Source organism: Pseudomonas sp. HK3 (genome assembly GCF_052920985.1).
In genome coordinates, this window is sequence record NZ_JBREXD010000002.1 from 565334 (window position 1) to 583401 (window position 18068).

20 protein-coding genes and 1 pseudogene are annotated in these 18068 nt (G+C 40.6%); 8 read left to right on the forward strand and 13 right to left on the reverse strand.

What is annotated here, in order from left to right; all coding sequences use genetic code 11:
* The first annotated feature begins 35 nt into the window (after positions 1-35).
* A complete protein-coding gene (locus tag ACU6U9_RS13565) occupies positions 36-455 on the forward strand; it encodes a glutaredoxin family protein (protein WP_446735560.1) in 420 nt (139 codons plus the stop codon).
* A gap of 210 nt (positions 456-665) precedes the next feature.
* Here ACU6U9_RS13565 and ACU6U9_RS13570 read toward each other — a convergent pair whose 3' ends face one another.
* From ACU6U9_RS13570 to ACU6U9_RS13580, 3 genes are read right to left on the reverse strand one after another with little or no spacing between them, the layout of a single operon-like run.
* Positions 666-1400, reverse strand: coding sequence for a tellurite resistance TerB family protein (locus ACU6U9_RS13570; protein ID WP_446735561.1), 735 nt, complete (start codon positions 1398-1400; stop codon positions 666-668).
* A 51-nt stretch (positions 1401-1451) separates the two neighbouring features.
* The gene (locus tag ACU6U9_RS13575; protein WP_446735562.1) at positions 1452-2120 is read right to left on the reverse strand and encodes a Bax inhibitor-1/YccA family protein; all 669 of its coding nucleotides are present in this window, start codon (positions 2118-2120) and stop codon (positions 1452-1454) included.
* On the reverse strand, positions 2117-2530 hold the full coding sequence (locus ACU6U9_RS13580; protein WP_446735563.1) for an HPF/RaiA family ribosome-associated protein: 414 nt from the start codon (positions 2528-2530) through the stop codon (positions 2117-2119). Before ACU6U9_RS13580 ends, ACU6U9_RS13575 begins: the two co-directional genes overlap by 4 nt.
* A 180-nt stretch (positions 2531-2710) precedes the next feature.
* Here ACU6U9_RS13580 and nhaR point away from each other — a divergent pair, with 180 nt between their 5' ends.
* Positions 2711-3544 carry a transcriptional activator NhaR gene (gene nhaR, locus ACU6U9_RS13585; protein ID WP_446735564.1) on the forward strand — a complete coding sequence of 278 codons (834 nt, stop codon included), beginning with the start codon at positions 2711-2713 and terminating at the stop codon, positions 3542-3544.
* 226 nt (positions 3545-3770) lie between these two features.
* Here nhaR and ACU6U9_RS13590 read toward each other — a convergent pair whose 3' ends face one another.
* From ACU6U9_RS13590 to ACU6U9_RS13600, 3 genes are read right to left on the reverse strand one after another with little or no spacing between them, the layout of a single operon-like run.
* On the reverse strand, positions 3771-5483 hold the full coding sequence (locus tag ACU6U9_RS13590) for a two-component system response regulator (RefSeq protein ID WP_446735565.1): 1713 nt from the start codon (positions 5481-5483) through the stop codon (positions 3771-3773).
* 5 nt (positions 5484-5488) lie between these two features.
* Complete coding sequence (locus tag ACU6U9_RS13595; RefSeq protein WP_446735566.1) at positions 5489-5917, reverse strand: response regulator; 429 nt, start codon at positions 5915-5917, stop codon at positions 5489-5491.
* The gene (locus ACU6U9_RS13600; RefSeq protein WP_446735567.1) at positions 5910-7388 is read right to left on the reverse strand and encodes a sensor histidine kinase; all 1479 of its coding nucleotides are present in this window, start codon (positions 7386-7388) and stop codon (positions 5910-5912) included. The genes ACU6U9_RS13595 and ACU6U9_RS13600 overlap by 8 nt, the downstream gene beginning before the upstream one ends.
* Positions 7389-7635: 247 nt before the next feature.
* Between ACU6U9_RS13600 and ACU6U9_RS13605 the strand changes: the two genes are divergently transcribed.
* The 4 genes from ACU6U9_RS13605 (at position 7636) to ACU6U9_RS13620 (ending at position 10441) form a co-directional block, all read left to right on the forward strand.
* The gene (locus ACU6U9_RS13605; protein WP_446735568.1) at positions 7636-8244 is read left to right on the forward strand and encodes an HvfX family Cu-binding RiPP maturation protein; all 609 of its coding nucleotides are present in this window, start codon (positions 7636-7638) and stop codon (positions 8242-8244) included.
* A 33-nt stretch (positions 8245-8277) separates the two neighbouring features.
* On the forward strand, positions 8278-8730 hold the full coding sequence (gene bufA2, locus ACU6U9_RS13610) for a BufA2 family periplasmic bufferin-type metallophore (RefSeq protein ID WP_446735569.1): 453 nt from the start codon (positions 8278-8280) through the stop codon (positions 8728-8730).
* Between the two features lie 62 nt (positions 8731-8792).
* A complete protein-coding gene (gene bufB / locus ACU6U9_RS13615) occupies positions 8793-9671 on the forward strand; it encodes an MNIO family bufferin maturase (RefSeq protein ID WP_446735570.1) in 879 nt (292 codons plus the stop codon).
* Positions 9668-10441, forward strand: a complete 774-nt coding sequence (locus tag ACU6U9_RS13620) for an HvfC/BufC family peptide modification chaperone (RefSeq protein ID WP_446735571.1) — start codon at positions 9668-9670, stop codon at positions 10439-10441. The genes bufB and ACU6U9_RS13620 overlap by 4 nt, the downstream gene beginning before the upstream one ends.
* Here the strand turns inward: ACU6U9_RS13620 and ACU6U9_RS13625 are convergent.
* A complete protein-coding gene (locus ACU6U9_RS13625) occupies positions 10430-11350 on the reverse strand; it encodes an AraC family transcriptional regulator (protein ID WP_446735572.1) in 921 nt (306 codons plus the stop codon). The genes ACU6U9_RS13620 and ACU6U9_RS13625 overlap by 12 nt on opposite strands.
* A 108-nt stretch (positions 11351-11458) precedes the next feature.
* Between ACU6U9_RS13625 and grxC the strand changes: the two genes are divergently transcribed.
* On the forward strand, positions 11459-11710 hold the full coding sequence (gene grxC / locus ACU6U9_RS13630; RefSeq protein WP_446735573.1) for a glutaredoxin 3: 252 nt from the start codon (positions 11459-11461) through the stop codon (positions 11708-11710).
* A gap of 76 nt (positions 11711-11786) precedes the next feature.
* Here the strand turns inward: grxC and ACU6U9_RS13635 are convergent, their stop codons facing one another.
* From ACU6U9_RS13635 to ACU6U9_RS13645, 3 genes are all read right to left on the reverse strand, one after another.
* Positions 11787-12257: an FKBP-type peptidyl-prolyl cis-trans isomerase gene (locus ACU6U9_RS13635; RefSeq protein WP_446735574.1), complete on the reverse strand. Its 471-nt coding sequence runs from the start codon at positions 12255-12257 to the stop codon at positions 11787-11789.
* Positions 12258-12328: 71 nt separating this feature from the next.
* Positions 12329-12871 (reverse strand): bifunctional 3-hydroxydecanoyl-ACP dehydratase/trans-2-decenoyl-ACP isomerase, encoded by a 543-nt coding sequence (gene fabA, locus ACU6U9_RS13640; protein ID WP_446735575.1) that lies wholly within the window; start codon positions 12869-12871, stop codon positions 12329-12331.
* 119 nt (positions 12872-12990) lie between these two features.
* Entirely contained in the window at positions 12991-13938 is a 948-nt protein-coding gene (locus ACU6U9_RS13645) for an MBL fold metallo-hydrolase (protein WP_446735576.1), read from the reverse strand.
* A gap of 2056 nt (positions 13939-15994) precedes the next feature.
* On the opposite strand from ACU6U9_RS13645, the pseudogene ACU6U9_RS13650 reads away from it, so the two are divergent.
* Positions 15995-16546, forward strand: a pseudogene (locus tag ACU6U9_RS13650) (methyl-accepting chemotaxis protein); the annotation flags it as partial.
* A gap of 11 nt (positions 16547-16557) precedes the next feature.
* On the opposite strand, the gene ACU6U9_RS13655 reads toward ACU6U9_RS13650, so the two are convergent.
* From ACU6U9_RS13655 to ACU6U9_RS13665, 3 genes are all read right to left on the reverse strand, one after another.
* On the reverse strand, positions 16558-17031 hold the full coding sequence (locus ACU6U9_RS13655; protein ID WP_446735577.1) for a CBS domain-containing protein: 474 nt from the start codon (positions 17029-17031) through the stop codon (positions 16558-16560).
* Positions 17032-17051: 20 nt separating this feature from the next.
* Positions 17052-17717 carry a DUF3047 domain-containing protein gene (locus tag ACU6U9_RS13660; RefSeq protein ID WP_446735578.1) on the reverse strand — a complete coding sequence of 222 codons (666 nt, stop codon included), beginning with the start codon at positions 17715-17717 and terminating at the stop codon, positions 17052-17054.
* An 81-nt stretch (positions 17718-17798) separates the two neighbouring features.
* Positions 17799-17996: a hypothetical protein gene (locus ACU6U9_RS13665; RefSeq protein ID WP_446735579.1), complete on the reverse strand. Its 198-nt coding sequence runs from the start codon at positions 17994-17996 to the stop codon at positions 17799-17801.
* Between the last annotated feature and the right edge of the window lie 72 nt (positions 17997-18068).

An 18068-nucleotide genomic window follows, 5' to 3' on the forward strand; every position in this document is an offset into this window, starting at 1 on the left:
AGCAATTAAATTACTCAATATATAAAAGGTTTGATATGAAATACTTCTGGATGACAGTGCGTTTTGTTTTAGCCAAAATAATTTTACTGGCTGATTTTTGTTACCGCCCTAAAGGCAAAAAACGCAGCGCCGAAAAACAAGCAGACTTAGATGAGCAATGCCAACAGCTCTCTTTGTACCAATTTGCAGCCTGCCCATTTTGCGTAAAAGTACGCTGGTCAATGAAGCGCAATAACATGAAAATTAAATTACGTGACGCAAAGCGCAATGAAGAATACGCTTACGAATTAGAAAACCAGGGTGGCAAACTAAAGGTTCCGTGTTTAAAGATCACACATCTAGACGGCACAAGTCAGTGGATGTACGAATCTAAAGAGATCATTGCCTATTTGCAAAATATCGCTGATGGCGGCACCCGTATTGAACTTGAACCAAGCCTAGCAAAAGCCAGCTAATGATTACTCGCGCAGACACGCATTCGCGAGTGTTTCATTTATGTTTAATGAAGCCTGCTAGACGTTAAAACAATAAAAAACGCGGAAGTAAAACAACCGCGTTTTTTGTATTTGAATGTCATATAAATGACCCTTCAATGATTTTTTGGCCCACTAACGATCTTGTCATCTTGATTACTCGATAAGCACTCTCCTATTTTTAAAATATTATTATGCCGCTTGTAATACAGCGTGATCCGCTTGCTGTCGTAATTCAAATGCCAGTTCACTCGGCAAACCTAACGCCGATGCCAGTTGACTCAAATATTGGCTTTCCGCTTCATGGTCAACATCAATTGCAAAACAAGAAATCAGATACAGTTCTGATTTTTGTTCAACCGTTTTAACCTCACACACTAATTCTTTAATAGAAGATGGATAACGTAATAGATCCATCATCATGTATTTAAAGTCACTTGATGAAGGCATCTCTTCAACTGCATCAAAAATTCGTGACTGCTCAACATCATCGATATGACCATCGGCTTTAGCCGCTGCAATCATGGCTTTAACTAACGTCAATTGAAACTCGGCATTAGCACTGACCTCATTCTCAAATGTATCAACCGACTGCGTTAATCTAGCCTGACTAAACTCAGGTGACTGTTGAAGCGTTGACTGCGCACTCAATTTAGAACGCTGCCAGTTTTTAAACGCTTTAAATGCAAGTCCACCTAGCAGGGCAGCGCCGCCAACCATGGCCGCAGAACCTGCAAAACTTCTCGCTTTTTTACTGCTAACTAATAAAGCCGCAATGCCGCCAACAGCGGCGCCCGTACCAAGATCACCCATTTTATTTGATAGATTAGTCGCCATCTCTTTAAACCCTGAAGCCGTAGGTACACGACTATCTTGAGCTACATTGTGCCCACCTAAAAATTGATTTAATAAATTTTGTAGATTCATATTCAATCCTATTTATGCCTATGTGAATTGGGTGTCCTATGGGTACTCAATTCATTCTTGGTTCATAAACCCTAAAAGGTGAAGCAAGCTTGTAAATAAATTAAAGATCGAAACAAACAGCGTCGTTGTTGCCATCACATAATTTGTTTCGCCTGAATTTATAATGTCACTTGTCTGGTATAAAATAAGGCCTGACATCAACAATACAAACATTGCCGATACCACAAGAGACAGCGCAGGCATTTCAAAAAAGAATGCGCCCAATCCTGCTAAAAAGCCAACCAAGATGCCAACCGCTAGAAAACCGCCCATAAAACTAAAGTCTTTTTTGGTGGTAATCACATAAGCGGATAAACCTAAAAATATCGCGCCCGTTGCTCCCATTGCATTCATAATAATTGAACTGCCACCGGGTAAGCTTAAATAAGCGTTCAATATAGGGCCCAATGTGACACCCATAAATCCCGTAAGCGCAAATACACACACAATGCCTAAACGGCTGTTTTGAAACTTAGACACCGCAAATAGCAATCCAAAGAAACCCACCAGCGTCAAAATCAGACCTGGATGTGGTAAATTGAATGCCATCGACATAGCCGCCATCGCACCACTAAACAGTAACGTCATCGACAATAATAAATACGTATTTTTTAATACTTTATTCTTTGCCGCCTGATAGTGAGTGCCATTGGCTTGCTCATTTAATATTTCGGTACTCATGCATACCCTCCTAGAGCAAAGCTGTTTCGCTCAAAATCTTCCTCTAAATAACGATCACGTTTATCTTGTTTAAAATCTTTGATCGCTGCTTTAATTCGCTTGGCTTTATGACGCAAACGAGATACTCGCTTTGTAACCGCTTGGCTTGCTCGATTTGCAGCCCGATCAATGGCTGGGTACATGTGCGACTGAACATCATCAATCACCACATCACTCTGCCCTTTAATTTTTAATAAAACTTGGCAGCGCTTATCTTCGCCCCCTTTAGGGCCGTTTATGTCGGATAACGTTACCTCGACTCGTCTTACTTGTTCAAATCGTGAACCCAGTGCAAATTTAAGACGACGTTTAACGTACTTCTTCAGCTCTTTAGTCAAAGCGAAATGTCGTGTATTTACTTGAATCTTCATCTTGCTCTCCTATGCCCCAAGGGAATAATTTGAGTGGGGAGCTTTATCCTATGCCGCAAAAAATATAAGATATATTCGAATTAATAAGCAAAACACTCAGTTTTTTACGAAGTATTATAAATATGATTAATTTCAAACATTTACACTATTTTTGGGTCGTCGCAAAAGCAAGGCGGTATCATGCGTGCGAGCGAAAACCTGCACATCACCCCTCAAACCATCAGTGGCCAAATTCGGCTATTAGAGGAGCAGCTGGGTAAACCGCTGTTTGAGAAGGTCGGGCGCAATCTAGAGATAACGGATACTGGCCGTATGGTATTAAGCTATGCCGACGATATATTCTCCCTTGGCTATGAACTTGAGGAGACGATTAAAAACACCACCAAAGACCGTGCGCAAATTTTAAGAGTGGGGGTTGCCGATGTTATCCCTAAATCCATCGCCTACCGCTTGCTTGAGCCCGCTTTAAACCTAAGCGAGCCTATTCGCTTTGTTTGTAAAGAAAACAGCCTAGAGGCCCTATTGGGTGAGCTCGCACTGCATAAACTTGATATTGTCATCGCCGATGGTCCAATCCCTCAGCGCTTAGGTGTAAAAGGTTATAACCATGCTCTAGGAGAGTGCGGTATTTCTTTTCTAGCCGCACCTAAACTAGCAGACACATTAGCGCAAGATTTCCCTGCCAACCTCACTGGTGCGCCTTTTTTAATGCCCAGTGAACTGTCACTTGTGCAACCTCAGCTTTTACAGTGGCTTGATCGACGACACATTCTGCCAAGAATCGTGGGTGAATTTGACGACAGCGCACTGATGAAAGCCTTTGGACAAGCAGGAGTGGGCGTTTTTGTGGTGCCTACGGCCATAGCAGATGAAGTTGCCGCGCAATATAAAGTGAATATTCTAGGGAAAACAGATGACATTCGTGAACAATTCTTTGCGATTACCGCTGAGCGGCGCCTATCAAACCCAGCACTGATCGCCATTAATGAAACCGCAAGAGATTGGCTCGACTAAAAAACGACACTTTCAATAAAAACCATCAACCCCGCAGCCTGAATTTGAGACTATAGGGTTAAACATCTAGGAATATAGCCGCTGCATTTATTCATAATTTATGGGGCATATTTTAGGGTCGAATAGATACGTTCTGGCGGAGTATTGGCGATTTTCCATAGCTATATTCACATGGAATATCAGCAATGAATGCGCCCATATAAATGAGTAACATGAGTAATCTATTTCACTGGCTGGAGCTTGGTAAGTTTAACCATACCATCACTTTATCCAAATTCATTGGCTTGGCAATATAAAAACCCTGACCAAAATCACATCCTAAATATTTAAGTGCATCAAGATGGGCTTTCGACTCAATCCCCTCCGCCACCATTTTGTAGCCAAACGCACGACTTAATGCAACTGCACTTTTAACGATGGCTTCATCCTTTTCATCTTCTAAAAAGTTTTGTACAAAACTTCGATCCAATTTTAGAATATCAAGGGGTAATGTTTTTAAGTAGCTCAATGATGCATAGCCAGTACCAAAATCATCAAGTGCAACCCCCACACCTAGTTCTCGACATTGCTTTAAAATATCAATCGCAGATTTCATATCGTTAATCGATACCGTCTCGAGTACTTCTAACATTATTAATTTAGGCGGTATATTTGGGTATTCAATCAATAACCCTTTTAAAAAATCAATAAACCCAAAGCTTTGTAAATGATAGCCCGATATATTAATGCTAATTTTACAATCATCAACGAGCCCTGCAGCCTGTAACGTTAATCGACTTTTTATTGATTCATTTAACACCCATTCACCAATAATCACACCTAGTGTAGGGTGATCAAGGGCATCACTAAAATGACCAGGGTATAAAATACCTTTTTCAGGGTGTTTCCATCGGATCAAAGCTTCTAAGCCTATCACCTTGCCAGAACTCACATTAATTTGCGGCTGAAACTGTAAAAAAAACTCATCATTGTTTAAGCCTTTTTCAGCTTCTTGCAATAATTTACGGCGTTCTTTTAAATAATGCTCTTCTGCTGGATCAAAAAAAAGTATTTTGTTTCGCCCTGTATTTTTTGCTTTATACATGGCTTGATCTGCTCGACGCAAATACACTTCTGCATCCAATGATGGATCTGTGATCATCGACACGCCGATACTGGCGGATACTCTTACACTGTACCCATTTGATAATGTAACCGGAACATTCAGTATCAACAAAATTCGCTTAAGAAGATCTTCACACCAAGATACTGATCTTACATTATTCAAAAGCAATACAAATTCATCACCACCAATACGTGAAGTTGTATCTGTTTCGCGTAATGTTCCTTTTAAACGTTTAGCAGTATTGACAAGAACAAGATCTCCTGCTTCATGTCCATAGTGATCATTAATGGGCTTAAAGTTATCTAAATCGATAAACGCAATTGCAGCTAATTGAGGTGCGCGAGAAATGGTATTGATTACCTGTTGAAGTCGATCAAGTAATAAATGTCGGCTCACCAAACCGGTCAACATATCGTAATGTGCAAGATCGTGAATATTTTGCTCTAGTGTTGCCCTTTGAATAGCACTTAAAATTGCCCTAAAAAGTTGAGCAGACTCTAGCTGGCCTTTTATTAAATAATCACTAGCGCCTAAGCGCATGGCTTCGGCTGCAACCTTCTCATCACCAAGCCCAGTGACCATGATGACAGCACAACGCTTACCAAAACTAGTGCGAATATTATTAAGTAACGTTAAACCGTCTTCGCTACCTAGTCGGTAGTCAACAATGACACAATCACATTCATGGTCACCGAGGATGACCATTGAATCAGCGACAGAAGCCGCTTCTTCTACCGTAGCATGGCATGCAGATGCTCCGAGCATTCTTCGTATTTTTTCTCGGTCTACATCATCATCATCTACAATCAGTAGCTTTAAAGCGCCTTCACTCATCGTTGTCACCTCGGGCTAAGCTCAATTGCTTTTCTATACGCATCCAATAAAGCCGATAACTTAGAAAATTGAGGGCCTACTGCAGATTTCACCATGTAACCGGCAATATTATGGTGATAGGCTTGACTGCGATCACGATCATCGTCTGAGGTGGTTAATACAAACACCACAATGTCACGGTATTCGTCAGAACGTCTAATTTCCTCTAAAAACTCATGTCCACTCATAACCGGCATATTAAGATCAAGCAAAACGATATACGGTGTTGCTATAAGTCGATCAGGAATTTTATTTTTAATCACATCAAGTGCAACCCTGCCGTTTTCTGCAGTAATAATGTGTATTTCTGGTGATACTTTTTTTAGACTGCGCATAACCGATTCAGCGGCCACGTCATCGTCTTCTACTAACAGTACACTCAATTCTTTAATCATGATTATCCATCCTTATAAATCGAGGCCACCAAACATTAAATGTAGCCCCCGGCTTATTCTTATTATTCTCAACATTGATTCGTCCACCATGAGTTTCTGCTAACCTTCGACTAACAGATAATCCTATACCTGAACTGTCTTTTGCAGATGATGTTACCGTTTGAAATAATCTAAAAATGCGATCATGGGAGGCTTCAGGAATACCAGGGCCGTCATCGCAAATAGAAAAATGGCACATATTTTTTTCTGAATGACAGGAAATTTTTATCACGCCGGAGTCAGCGTTATGATGCTTTATTGCATTACTGATTAAATTTCTTAAAATAGTTTCTAACGGTGTTTTTGTTGTCTCTAACGTATTGATTGTAATATCTTTTTCTAACTTGAAATTTTCTGGAAGTTGCGTTAATTCAAAAATTCCATTTATTAAATCATCAACGTTCACTTGTTCAATTTCTGTTGTTTCTTTACCTGCTCGAGCATATGCTAATAAATTTTCAATTAATGTTTCCATTTTATGAATACGCACAGATATTCTATCGACATTATTCAAAATAGCAGGGGCAATATTTTCACCTAAGTCTTCTTTAATCCACTCTAATAAATCAGAAATTCCTCTTAATGGTGAACGCAAATCATGGGATGCAACATATGTGAATTCTTCTAAGTTTTTGTTTATTTCTTTGAGGCTCATCTCCATGCGCTTTCTTTCTGTTATGTCCATAAGTGTTACCAACACCATTCTTTCATTACTGCCATCTTCAAAGGGGCTTAGCCCAATTTCAACTGGGAATTCTCGACCGTCCTTGTGCAATGCTGTTAGATCACGACCAACCCCCATCATTCTTACATCTGGATCTGAACAATAGGATGCCCTTAGTTTATGATGATCACCTCTGTGGCGGTTAGGCAGTAGCATCTCCATGGTTTGATTAATTAACTCACGTTCTGCATAACCAAAGTAACAACACAGCGTTGGATTAACGAATTTTATCTTTCCTGATTCATCAACAACTAAAATGCCATGAGGCGCTGCGTTAATAGAACGTTTAAACATACTAGCGGCTTGTAACCTTGAGGTAATGTCAACCAAGGTCATAAGCACGCGCAGCTCGCCATTAACATTAATCGGGTTTAAGCCAATTTCAATCGGGATTTCAGTTCCGTCGAGGCGTAAGGCATAAAGCTCTCTGCCCACGCCCATTTGTCTTTTTTGGGGTGATTTTAAATATTGACTCATCAATACATGATGATTTGATCGAAACTGTTCTGGTAGTAAATTCTTAATATCACTACCTAGCAATTCTCCTTGTTTATAGCCTAATACATGCTCTAACTCGGTATTTGCTTGTATTATTTTTCCTGCTTCGTCCGCAACCATGGCACCTACCGGCATTGCATCAACAAGCTGCTGAATATTACTAGCATTAATTTCTGTGACATTTATCAAATCAGCGCTTTTTTGGTTCATATTTTATATATTCATATCAAAGAAAAAAGGTCCTTAATTTTGACGGCATAACACCCGATTCCATCAAATAAATAATAGTCGTTATAAAGCAATTTGCGTCAATTCATTCAATTACCTGCTTTCATTTAGACAAGGCAACCAGCCTTTATGGACGATTGGACATTTTTCATGGGCATACTCACATGGCGAGATCCCTATTAAGCGTCCATTATTTAATCCATATCGAATAATATTGATGGAAGCCTAAATGCCAAAACTTTATCAACTCTACCAAGATGTTATACAACGACTAAGATTAGGCTCTGGTATTGGCCCGTTATTGTTACGCCTATATTTGGCCCCTATTTTTATGCAGGCCGGTTACAACAAACTGGCTCATTTTGACTCTACCGTCGCTTGGCTGGGCAACCCTGACTGGGGCCTCGGTTTGCCATTTCCTGAGTTAATGGCGGCTTTAGCCGGTGGTACAGAACTGATAGGCGGCGCATTGCTGATTCCAGGGATTGCCGTTCGTCTTCTGTCTATTCCTTTAGCCGCCACTATGTTTGTGGCGATATTTAGTGTGCATTGGGATAACGGCTGGTTAGCCATTGCTGATTCGAGTAGTTGGTTAGCTAATGAACGTGTCATGGATGCCGCAGAACAGAAGACACAGGTTATCTCGCTATTAAAAGAGCATGGTAACTACAGTTGGCTCACGCAAAACGGCTCTATTACCATTTTAAATAATGGCATTGAATTCGCCGCCACCTATTTAATCATGCTTTTGAGTTTGTTATTTACAGGTGCTGGCCGCTGCACCTCCATTGATCACTTCATCAAATGCATGGCTGATAAACGTTTCAATATTAGATAAGACCCTTTACCCACAACCCAAAGAGAGTCAACAATGAAACCACAACTAAAACACACCGGCATGTCCATGGCGGTTGCCGCCGCGGCGCTGTTATCCGGTTGCGCACTCAATTCAGGGCAACCCGCGCAAACAGCCGGAGCAACCACTGACCTAGTACATTGCTACGATGTGAATGTTTGTAAGGGGCACAACGATTGTAAAACCGCTGATAATGCGTGCGCAGGCCTTGCTAAATGCAAAGGCACCGGCTTTGTCGCCATGCCATCAAAATCATGTGACGATGTGGGCGGTTCGGTTAAAGATAAGTGGGTCGGCCAAGCCAATGTCGCTGATCTTGTGCATTGCTCTGGTGTGAACATTTGCAAAGGCCATAACGATTGTAAAACCGCAGAGAATGCATGTGCTGGCCAAGCAAGCTGTAAAGGCACAGGCTTTGTAATGTCGCCTGCTAAATCATGTGCGGATATCGGTGGTCAAGAGAGCTGATTTTTTGCCATAAGAAGACGTTTCAATTGAAGCGTCTTTCATTCATTTTAGATAAAAATAATATGACAAAACGACCATTTTTGGGGTTTGGCTTAGGCCTACGAACGCAACACTTTGAAGACGTCTTAACCACACAACCTAGTGTGGATTGGTTTGAAATTTTGTCTGAAAATTTTATGGTAGCCGGTGGTAAACCTCGTTACTACCTTGATGCAATTAAAGAGCAATACCCTTTAGTGATGCATGGCGTTTCATTATCCATTGGCAGTAGCGATCCACTGGACTGGGATTACTTAAAACAACTTAAAGCCCTTGTGAATCATGTTAATCCGCCATGGTTTTCAGATCATATTTGTTGGACCAGCCATAAGCACGTTAATAGCCACGACCTTCTTCCATTGCCTTATACAGAAGAAGCCATTAAGCATATTATTGAACGTGTGAACATCGTGCAAGACTACATTGGCAAACCTATGTTGCTTGAAAATGTTTCAAGCTATTTGAATTTCAAACATTCTGAAATGAGCGAGTGGGAATTCTTAAACACCATCGCAAAAGAATCTAATAGCCACATTTTATTCGACGTAAATAATGTTTATGTCAGTGCCCGCAATCATGGTTTTGACCCATTAGAATACATCAAGGGCATTGACCGTGAGCGTGTCTGGCAAATGCACTTAGCAGGGCACAGTGATTTTGGCACCCATGTCATCGATACCCATGATCACGATGTATGTGAATCAGTTTGGCAATTATACGCAGAGTCTTTACGCCACTTTGGTTTAACCAGCAGCATGATTGAACGAGACGATAATATTCCTAAATTAAACGAACTTATTCTTGAACTTGACCAAGCAAGATCAATCGCTGAGCAAACACTACCAAATCAAGAAAACACGCTTGGTTGCGTTAATAAATTAGAAATGGGCGTGGGCCTGTGAACTTATCTGAATTACAGCAGCAGTTTTTTGATGCCATCATTGAGCACGATGAGCATTTTGAGAGCAACATTATTGCGCAAGGCGAATTAAACAATCAGCAGCGAATCAGTATTTATCAAAATGCGTATTTTGCACGTTTAAAAGAAACAATAGAAACTGATCATGAAATTTTAGGGCGCTACCTAGGCGATGATCTATTTGACGAAATGGCCGCAGGGTATATTAAGCGCTTCCCATCCAAGTATTCCTCGTTAAGAGCATACGCAGAACATTTACCTAAGTTTTTATCTGACACGGCGCCCTTTAAACAATACCCTGTTATTTCAGAACTCGCCCTGTTCGAACGATTTTTACTGTACGCCTTTGATGCCGCACAAGCACCAAGAGCCACCATTGCACAACTGCAAGCCATTAAACCTGATAACTGGCCTTGCATGACATTTCGGCTGCACCCAAGCACGCAACTCTTTAGTACTCAAACCAATTGTGTTGAATGCTGGCAAGCACTAAAAATAAAGCAAGCACCACCGTCGCCACTGCAACAATCCTGTTATTGGGTGATATGGCGAAATCAAGACCGATTAACTGAATTTGTTTCATTAGAATTTATTGAATACCAATTTTTACAGTTAATTATACAGGGCTGTGATTTTTCTATGATATGCGATGAAATTTCAAACCACATGAATGAACAAGACGTGAGTCAGTTTGCTGTAAACACCTTAGTTGCTTGGCTCAATAACGGTATTATCAGTGCACTACATGTTTAGGCTAGGGGGATTTTTTATCATTTTACGCATGGCACCTGGGCTGATACCGGTTACTTTTTTAAACGCTTTACTAAACGACGCGTCTGTATCGTAACCACATTTTTCCGCAATTTGAGCTAATGCTAAATCTGTTTTTTGCAATAACTGAGTCGCCTCTTGCATACGTAAGTGGGTTAAATACTGCATAGCCGAAATACCAACTAACTCATTAAAATGCTGAGAAAACGATGAACGACCCATCGCACATTTTTCGGCTAAACCTTCTAAGGTCCACTTAGCTGCTGGGTTTAAATGAATACAGTTTATTGCCTTACCGATTTTACGATCAAACAGCGCTGCTAATAAACCTGTGTTCAGAGCATTACTATTAATTTGTTGGCGTAATATTTGCACAAAAAGCAAATACGCCAGTTGATCTACCACGGCATAATAACCAGGCTGTGTTTGGCGTAGCTCATTAAGAATTAACTCAATTAAACGTCGGATAATCGGTTGTGAATCTAATTCATTTTTCTGCAAGACAATCGCAGCCGGCAGTGCATTAAGTAAGGGGATAGTGGCTTTATGTTTGAATTCAAAAAAGCCACAAACCATATTTGTAACAGGGTCGCCGTTATCAATCATCTCTGCATTAATAGATTCGTCAACCGGTGCCTCAGCTGAGCTTGAAATGGCATGGGAATGGTCATGAGGGAATAAAACAAGGTCACCAGAAGATAACGCTTTAACCGGTTGACCTTGAAAATGCAGCCACGCTTTGCCTTGGCCAACCAAGTGGAACGGTAAACGCTGGCTACCCGATGTATCCACCGCCCATGCACCGCAAAAATCCCCATTAACGTACACCTCTGCATGCAGCTCTAATTTTTGCAGTAACAGACTCAATGCATCAGGAGAATCAAGGTACATAGACATTTCCATCTTGGACGATAGGACAACTAATACGGCATTATAGCCATTAATTTACCAACTTAAAGGGGGTATATTAGCGCTAAGTAAACATAAAGGCGGTTTATCATGGAAAACATCGTAATCTACTCAAAGGGCTACTGCCCCTACTGTAAAGCAGCAAAGGCCATTCTAACCAGTAAGGGGTTACACTACACTGAGATTGATGTGACAAACGACTCTAAAGCGTTAGCCGAAATGCTGAAGCGCAGTCACAATCAAAGGACCGTACCGCAAATCTTTTTTGGGGGGCAACATATCGGTGGCCATAGTGATTTAGTTGCTTTTTACAAAGCCAAAAAATCAAGCTTAATATTTTAATTAAATATGTGTGCATAAAAAAGCCATAATCATTCATATGATTATGGCTTTTTTGATTGCTAGTGGTGCACTTACTCTATTGTAGAGCAATCAATTCAACGTCAAAAATAAGCGTTGAACCGGGTTTAATTAAACCCGCATTACGATTGCCGTAGGCTAAATAACTAGGAATAAATAAGCGCGCTTTTTCACCGACAACCATCAACTGTAAACCTTCTGTCCAACCGGGGATCACTTGATTAAGCGGAAAACTAATGGTTTGGCCACGATTAACAGAGCTATCAAACACCGTACCGTCCAATAATTTACCGTGATAATGCACTGTAACCGTACTATTGGCTTGAGGGTGCTCGTCACCCGTACCAGCTTCAATTACTTGGTATTGCAAGCCTGACGCCGTGGTATGAACACCGTCAACACTGGCATTGGATTTTAAAAACGCATCACCTTCGGCAATACTGCCAGCCGCTGCGCGTTTATTTTTAAAATGACGCCAAGTAAAAAAGAAAACAACAAGGGCTACGGCAATAAAAAATAATGGAGGCATACGTCACCTAGGTTTAATAGAAAAAACGCAGTGTACCTTATGCCTTGTAACAGCCAAAGCCTTGGGGTGGTTTATTCTTCAAACAATACACCGACTTTTAATTTTTCTGCACGGTATATTTCTTCGCCGTCTACTTCAACACTGCCAGACGCCACGGCGATGATCATTTTTTTGTTTTTTAAGCTGCGATCAATACTTATTTTAAACGTGACTATTTTTGCGGTTGGGCGCACTTCACCAAAGAACTTCACACCACCAATACCCAGCGCACGTAATTTACCGTGGTGCCCTTTTGCCGCCAATATGGCACCAATGCTCTGCCACATGCCTTCGATGCCCAAACAGCCCGGCATAATGGGGTCGCCAGGGAAATGACAACGAAAAAACCACGCGTTTTCGTCTATGGCCATTTCAGTAATCACTTCACCTTTCCCATGAGCGCCGCCGTTCACATCTAAATGGCGTATGTGCTGAATAATCCCCAGTTCATCAATCGGTAATTTAATTTCAATACCTTGTGCTGCAAAGTGATCAAGCAACGCTTGCACAGGCATATTTTCAATAACATCAAGAGTGTTTTCTGCAGGATTGGGCAGTGAGGGTGACTGACTCATATACCACGCCTTTTTATAATTAAAGTGCGCGGCACTGTACGGGCTTTTTGCGCCTCAAGCTTAACTTGGGGCACCACGAATTTGACTTTGTGTAACATCGACTGATTCATAGACTCACATCATTTACGGCTCAGCCATACTTCTAAGCCTTGCGCATTAAGCAATACATCACTGGCAATCACTTGTGCATATTCATGAGCTTGTAAGCTTGTTTTATGCTCCGATAAGTCCGCCAATAGTAATGATAATAATTCTTTATTTAAGCCCTGTAGCCATGCTTCTTTTGGCAAATTTTGCTTAATATGTAACGCAATCTCAACAAATTTATCCACCAGTTTGATTAAGCGTTCGCCTAGTTTTTGCGGGTTTTCTACCATGGCGTAATGGGTTAAAAACATGCGTTTAGGCTCATAACTCAGTAAACGTTTTATCGAGGCTTTTAGGGCCTCTGGGTCAAATTGGACCGGCGTTGTCGTGGGAAAAATAAACGGCCCCTTTTCACTGCTTAACTCTTGATAAGCAAGACCAAACGTATCACCCGTAAAGAAGCCAGCACTTAGAGCATCATGAATACAATAATGGTGTCGAGCATGCCCAGGTGTGTCTAAAAATATCAGCGTACTATTGCCTAGCTTTAACGTTTGTCCATCTTCAACCATCAAAATTTGCGAGGGATCAATAGGTAATAAATCCCCATAGGTTTGCGCAAACATGGCCTCGCCATATACCGCTGTGGCACCGGCTTGTAACTTACTTGGGTCAATCATATGCCTAGCCCCTTGCGGGTGTATAACTAACTGGGCATGAGGCAAGGCTTGCATTAATAAGCCCGCACCGCCGGCATGATCTAGATGCACATGGGTGGGCATGACATATTTAATGGCATGGGTATCGAAACCTTGCTCGCTTAAGAATTCAAAAATCAGCGGCACAGTGTCTTTTGTACCTGTTTCAATAATGGCAAGCTCACCGTCGCGCACCATCACATAACATGCCGCCATTTGTGGGCGTTGATAAGCGGTATCCAGCAAATAAATACCCCAACCCAAGTGCTTTGCTTTCAACATAATATACCCAATATTTTTTATATTTCACTACAACTAAGCGCATCACTATGCACAACCAGCACATTAAATACCATGGTGATAACCATCAATCCATTAGCCTAATACTGCCAGTACGAATCCCATTCGGTTAACTATCCCACATTATTTCACATTTACCCTGTGATTTTGGCGTACTCCAACCAATGCGGCCTTCAGGAATAATGGAATTGGCCTATAACTTAATATAGACAGGGATACTTTAATGAATGCATTGATGTCATTAAGCAAACAACAAGTTCGCCATGTGTTATTTTGGCCGATAGCATTGCTGTGTCTGCTGATTATGCTCATCTTAGGTTATGGCTTAAGCATTTTAAATAAACAGCAAAGCCATCAACAAATTGCCGCAATAGAAAACAACCAACAGCACGTAACTAAAGAGTATTCAAAGCAATTTGATGATCTGATTGTGGCGCGCCTTGAACAGCTCATGGCACAAAAGCAACAATACATTCAAAACTATTTAAAGCAGATAAATAAACAGCTTATTACTCTTGCTAACTCAACCATGAGCCAAGTAGCATCTCAGGCGTTTCGTATCACCTATCGCAGCTACCTAACCGAACGTGAACCGTTTATAGATGACCCAAACGAAGCCATCACGCAATACTATCAACAGCAAGCTCCCAGTCGAGCACATCTAAATGAGATTGGCCAAGCGTTGCAATATGATTTTGTCGTTAATAACACCAATATACGTAAGCAAGATTTCAACGAGACACAAGTTGATACAAGCTATAGCCGAGTACACGGTTTGTACCACCCCATTTATCGTCATTACATCGAGCAGTTTGCATTTGAAGATTTATACATAGTAGATGCCGCCAGTGGTGATGTAATATACAGCGTGGCAAAAAAAAATGACTTCGCGAACAACTTATGGCAAGAAAAAGCGGCGTCATCACCATTAGCTATTAGTTATAAACACGCATTAAAATTACAACCTGGGCAAAGTTTGTTTAGTGAGTTTAGTGAATATGGGCCCGCTAATAATGCACTCAGCGCCTTTATAAGTACGCCGATTATTAGTCAAGATTCCGAACGCAGCGTAATAGAAGCCATTCTTGTATTCCGCCTACCTGCAAATGCTTTTGCCCCATTACTGCAAGTACAAGGGTTTGAGCGAGCACACATTTATATGACGAACGCGAATCAAACCTATTGGGTTAGCAACCAACCGTTGCAATCTGAACAGCAGTTATTATTTAAACAATGGCTCGACACTCGTCCTACTGAAAAATTTAATATCACAACAAATAAAAATAATGAAAATCATTATATGGCCTATCAACCTATTAAACTATTTGGCCTAGATTGGTTATTATTTAGCGAGCTATTAATAGATCAAAGCCAGATTATTAAACAAACTTCATCGTTACCCTTTAATAACAATAATGGTCTTTTAAAAAAAGAGACTCGCACGCTCTATCTTTTATTAGGTTCCGTAATATTAGCCGCGCTTATCAGTTTAGGGGTTGGTTTTGTTCTGGCTCGATTCTTCAATGGGCGTCACAGCCCAACACTTAATCAGCAAGACCAATTGGTTAATAATTATCAACAGTTGCTAAATCAATTAAATTTCCATGATTTTCAACAACACATAAAATCACAGGCATCAAGTTCATCAAATAATCAGCATTATACGAATAAAAACTCTGAGCATAAAAATAATGATAAGCCATTATTTAACACCACCCACATAAAAAATATGATTGATTCTATTCAAACGCCCATCATTTCGGTACAAAAACATAACACCGAACTTAAACAATACAGTGAAGGTGTCGCACAGCATATTAATCAAAGTCAGCTACTCCAACAGCGTATTGAAGTTCAGCATACTGAACTTCAACAAGCGTTTAAAACAAGCCTTAATAAGACAAGCACACCAATCAACAACGACAATCCAGAAACCATTTATCAAGAAGAAAAAAACAAAGAAAAAGTCTTTGAAACACTCAGCCAAAAAAGTCAAAAAATGCTCAGTGACAACCAAACACAAGTGCACCAATTAAGTGACGTATTAGGTAACGCAAGTAAGCAAGTTAACACCTTAGCCAGCAGCAGTAAAAATATTGTCACTGCCCTTGATACCATCGAGAGTATTGCGGACCAAACAAATTTATTAGCGCTCAACGCCGCAATTGAGGCTGCCAGAGCAGGCGATCAAGGTAGAGGGTTTGCTGTGGTAGCCGATGAGGTCCGCACACTTGCTAATCGTACGCACAACAGCACCACGGAAATAAAAGCCGTTATTGATCAATTACATAAAGATTCGCAAAGCTCGGTCAAAGCCATGGATGAAGCAAACCAACTTATCCACAGCAATGAAGACTTGGCAAATAATGTCAGTGAGATTTTTAATCAACTAGAAGCCATTATAAAAGAAGGACAATTTAATGATCACGCAAGTCAGCACCAACTTACTGACCTAAGTGAGAAATTTGAACAATTAGTGATACATACACAAAAACAAAAGCAGATATTAGAACAGTTACATAATTTAGATGATAAGATTGGGCATGCAACCAAAACTATAGAGGCAAACCTCAATCAATTTAAATGGTAAACATCATTTAGTTACTTAGCCATCGTGGTTAAAATATTATGGGTACTAATTACACCTTTAATGATCCCATGCTCACTAATAAAGATACGGCGAATACCGTGTTGCAACATAATGTAGGCCACTTCTTGTAAATTAGCATTGCAATCAACCTGAATGACCGAACGACTCATAATTTGATTCACGGTGCAATTTTCTTCTGCCTTGCCCATCATACTTTTCAAAGCTTCAGGGTCATACTGATGGCCTACAAACTCAGAATAAACCTCAAGCAATAACGCCCCTTTCTCTTCTGTGCTTTTATTACCAAACGCTAAAATATCACTAATGGTTACGACACCCACTAAACTGTGGTCACTGGCAATAACGGGGGCACCGCTAATCGAATTATTCATGAAAAATTCAGTTAAGCGCTTTATCGACCAGCCCTCATAAGCCATCAACACTTCTTTGGTCATGATGTCTTTGGCTGTTAATTCTGTTTTCATGAACTCTGTCCCTAATTAGGCTATTGAGCTGAAAAATAAATATTACCGTAATACGCACTGGCTTTGGCTTTGCTATCGTCTGTATCGCTCATAATAGCAACAGCATCAATATAACGGTACGCGTCTTCATTTTTTTTGTCTGAACCTTTATCACCGTATAAGGCAATCATATCTTCATATACATTACGCTTTTCATTTACCCACTTGCCAAGTGCATCTTGTGGCGAACGCAACGCTAGCATACGGGCATTACTGCCTGCGTAGGCATTATCCCAAATACTGCCTTGAGGTTGATTACTGGACCAAACATAGTTAAGCGCCTTTGTATTCCAGACGAAAAAACCACCGCTTTTTACAATGTATAAACGAGCGGCATAATCATCGCCTGGCTTACTGGTCTCATCCATTTTTGGTAAAAAATTCTCTATTCGCCATGACCAATTGAGAAACGGTGTTTTCTTTAAATCCACTTTTATTTCTTTCGCTAAACCGGATGCAGATTGATCGCTCACTGCATGTAATACGGTTTTTTCATCGAGTTTTTCAATAGTGTATTGAGTATGACCAACAAAGGATTTCTTTTCCCATTTATCAAGTGCCTCTTTTTCAAACTGAGCAATGTTCAGCGTTTGCGCCATGCTAAGAGAGGTCATTGCTAATAATGCGATAAAAATAAAAGGCTTCATGTTGTATCCGATAATGTCAGGGTCAGCGTTAGATAGCCCAATGATAAAATAGTTCAGGTTGGCTTAGCACGCCTGACAACTTTAACCAATCAACACCTGTTTGACCTGCTTTAATGTGTTCAATATATTTAGATTATGATGCTCTAAATCGTGTTGTAGCGTACGAATCACCCACAACACCTCGGCATGGTTTGAAAAGGTTTCTTCTAATTTAGGCAGCAAGTCTAATGCTTGCTCGAATTGTCCATGTTTAATATGTTGCTCTATTTGCAAAATCATATTGTCACCTATCTATCCTTAGATTCACTATTAAATGTACAAGTAAATTCGGACTTAGGCAAAGTTTGGGCT

Excerpts from the sequence above, each read along its gene's own strand:
- ACU6U9_RS13565 (WP_446735560.1), top strand. The coding sequence starts at position 36 with ATGAAATACTTCTGGATGACAGTGCGTTTTGTTTTAGCCAAAATAATT.
- ACU6U9_RS13570 (WP_446735561.1), bottom strand. The coding sequence starts at position 1,400 with ATGAATCTACAAAATTTATTAAATCAATTTTTAGGTGGGCACAATGTA.
- ACU6U9_RS13575 (WP_446735562.1), bottom strand. The coding sequence starts at position 2,120 with ATGAGTACCGAAATATTAAATGAGCAAGCCAATGGCACTCACTATCAG.
- ACU6U9_RS13580 (WP_446735563.1), bottom strand. The coding sequence starts at position 2,530 with ATGAAGATTCAAGTAAATACACGACATTTCGCTTTGACTAAAGAGCTG.
- nhaR (WP_446735564.1), top strand. The coding sequence starts at position 2,711 with ATGCGTGCGAGCGAAAACCTGCACATCACCCCTCAAACCATCAGTGGC.
- ACU6U9_RS13590 (WP_446735565.1), bottom strand. The coding sequence starts at position 5,483 with ATGAGTGAAGGCGCTTTAAAGCTACTGATTGTAGATGATGATGATGTA.
- ACU6U9_RS13595 (WP_446735566.1), bottom strand. The coding sequence starts at position 5,917 with ATGATTAAAGAATTGAGTGTACTGTTAGTAGAAGACGATGACGTGGCC.
- ACU6U9_RS13600 (WP_446735567.1), bottom strand. The coding sequence starts at position 7,388 with ATGAACCAAAAAAGCGCTGATTTGATAAATGTCACAGAAATTAATGCT.
- ACU6U9_RS13605 (WP_446735568.1), top strand. The coding sequence starts at position 7,636 with ATGCCAAAACTTTATCAACTCTACCAAGATGTTATACAACGACTAAGA.
- bufA2 (WP_446735569.1), top strand. The coding sequence starts at position 8,278 with ATGAAACCACAACTAAAACACACCGGCATGTCCATGGCGGTTGCCGCC.
- bufB (WP_446735570.1), top strand. The coding sequence starts at position 8,793 with ATGACAAAACGACCATTTTTGGGGTTTGGCTTAGGCCTACGAACGCAA.
- ACU6U9_RS13625 (WP_446735572.1), bottom strand. The coding sequence starts at position 11,350 with ATGTACCTTGATTCTCCTGATGCATTGAGTCTGTTACTGCAAAAATTA.
- grxC (WP_446735573.1), top strand. The coding sequence starts at position 11,459 with ATGGAAAACATCGTAATCTACTCAAAGGGCTACTGCCCCTACTGTAAA.
- ACU6U9_RS13635 (WP_446735574.1), bottom strand. The coding sequence starts at position 12,257 with ATGCCTCCATTATTTTTTATTGCCGTAGCCCTTGTTGTTTTCTTTTTT.
- fabA (WP_446735575.1), bottom strand. The coding sequence starts at position 12,871 with ATGAGTCAGTCACCCTCACTGCCCAATCCTGCAGAAAACACTCTTGAT.
- ACU6U9_RS13645 (WP_446735576.1), bottom strand. The coding sequence starts at position 13,938 with ATGTTGAAAGCAAAGCACTTGGGTTGGGGTATTTATTTGCTGGATACC.
- ACU6U9_RS13655 (WP_446735577.1), bottom strand. The coding sequence starts at position 17,031 with ATGAAAACAGAATTAACAGCCAAAGACATCATGACCAAAGAAGTGTTG.
- ACU6U9_RS13660 (WP_446735578.1), bottom strand. The coding sequence starts at position 17,717 with ATGAAGCCTTTTATTTTTATCGCATTATTAGCAATGACCTCTCTTAGC.
- ACU6U9_RS13665 (WP_446735579.1), bottom strand. The coding sequence starts at position 17,996 with ATGATTTTGCAAATAGAGCAACATATTAAACATGGACAATTCGAGCAA.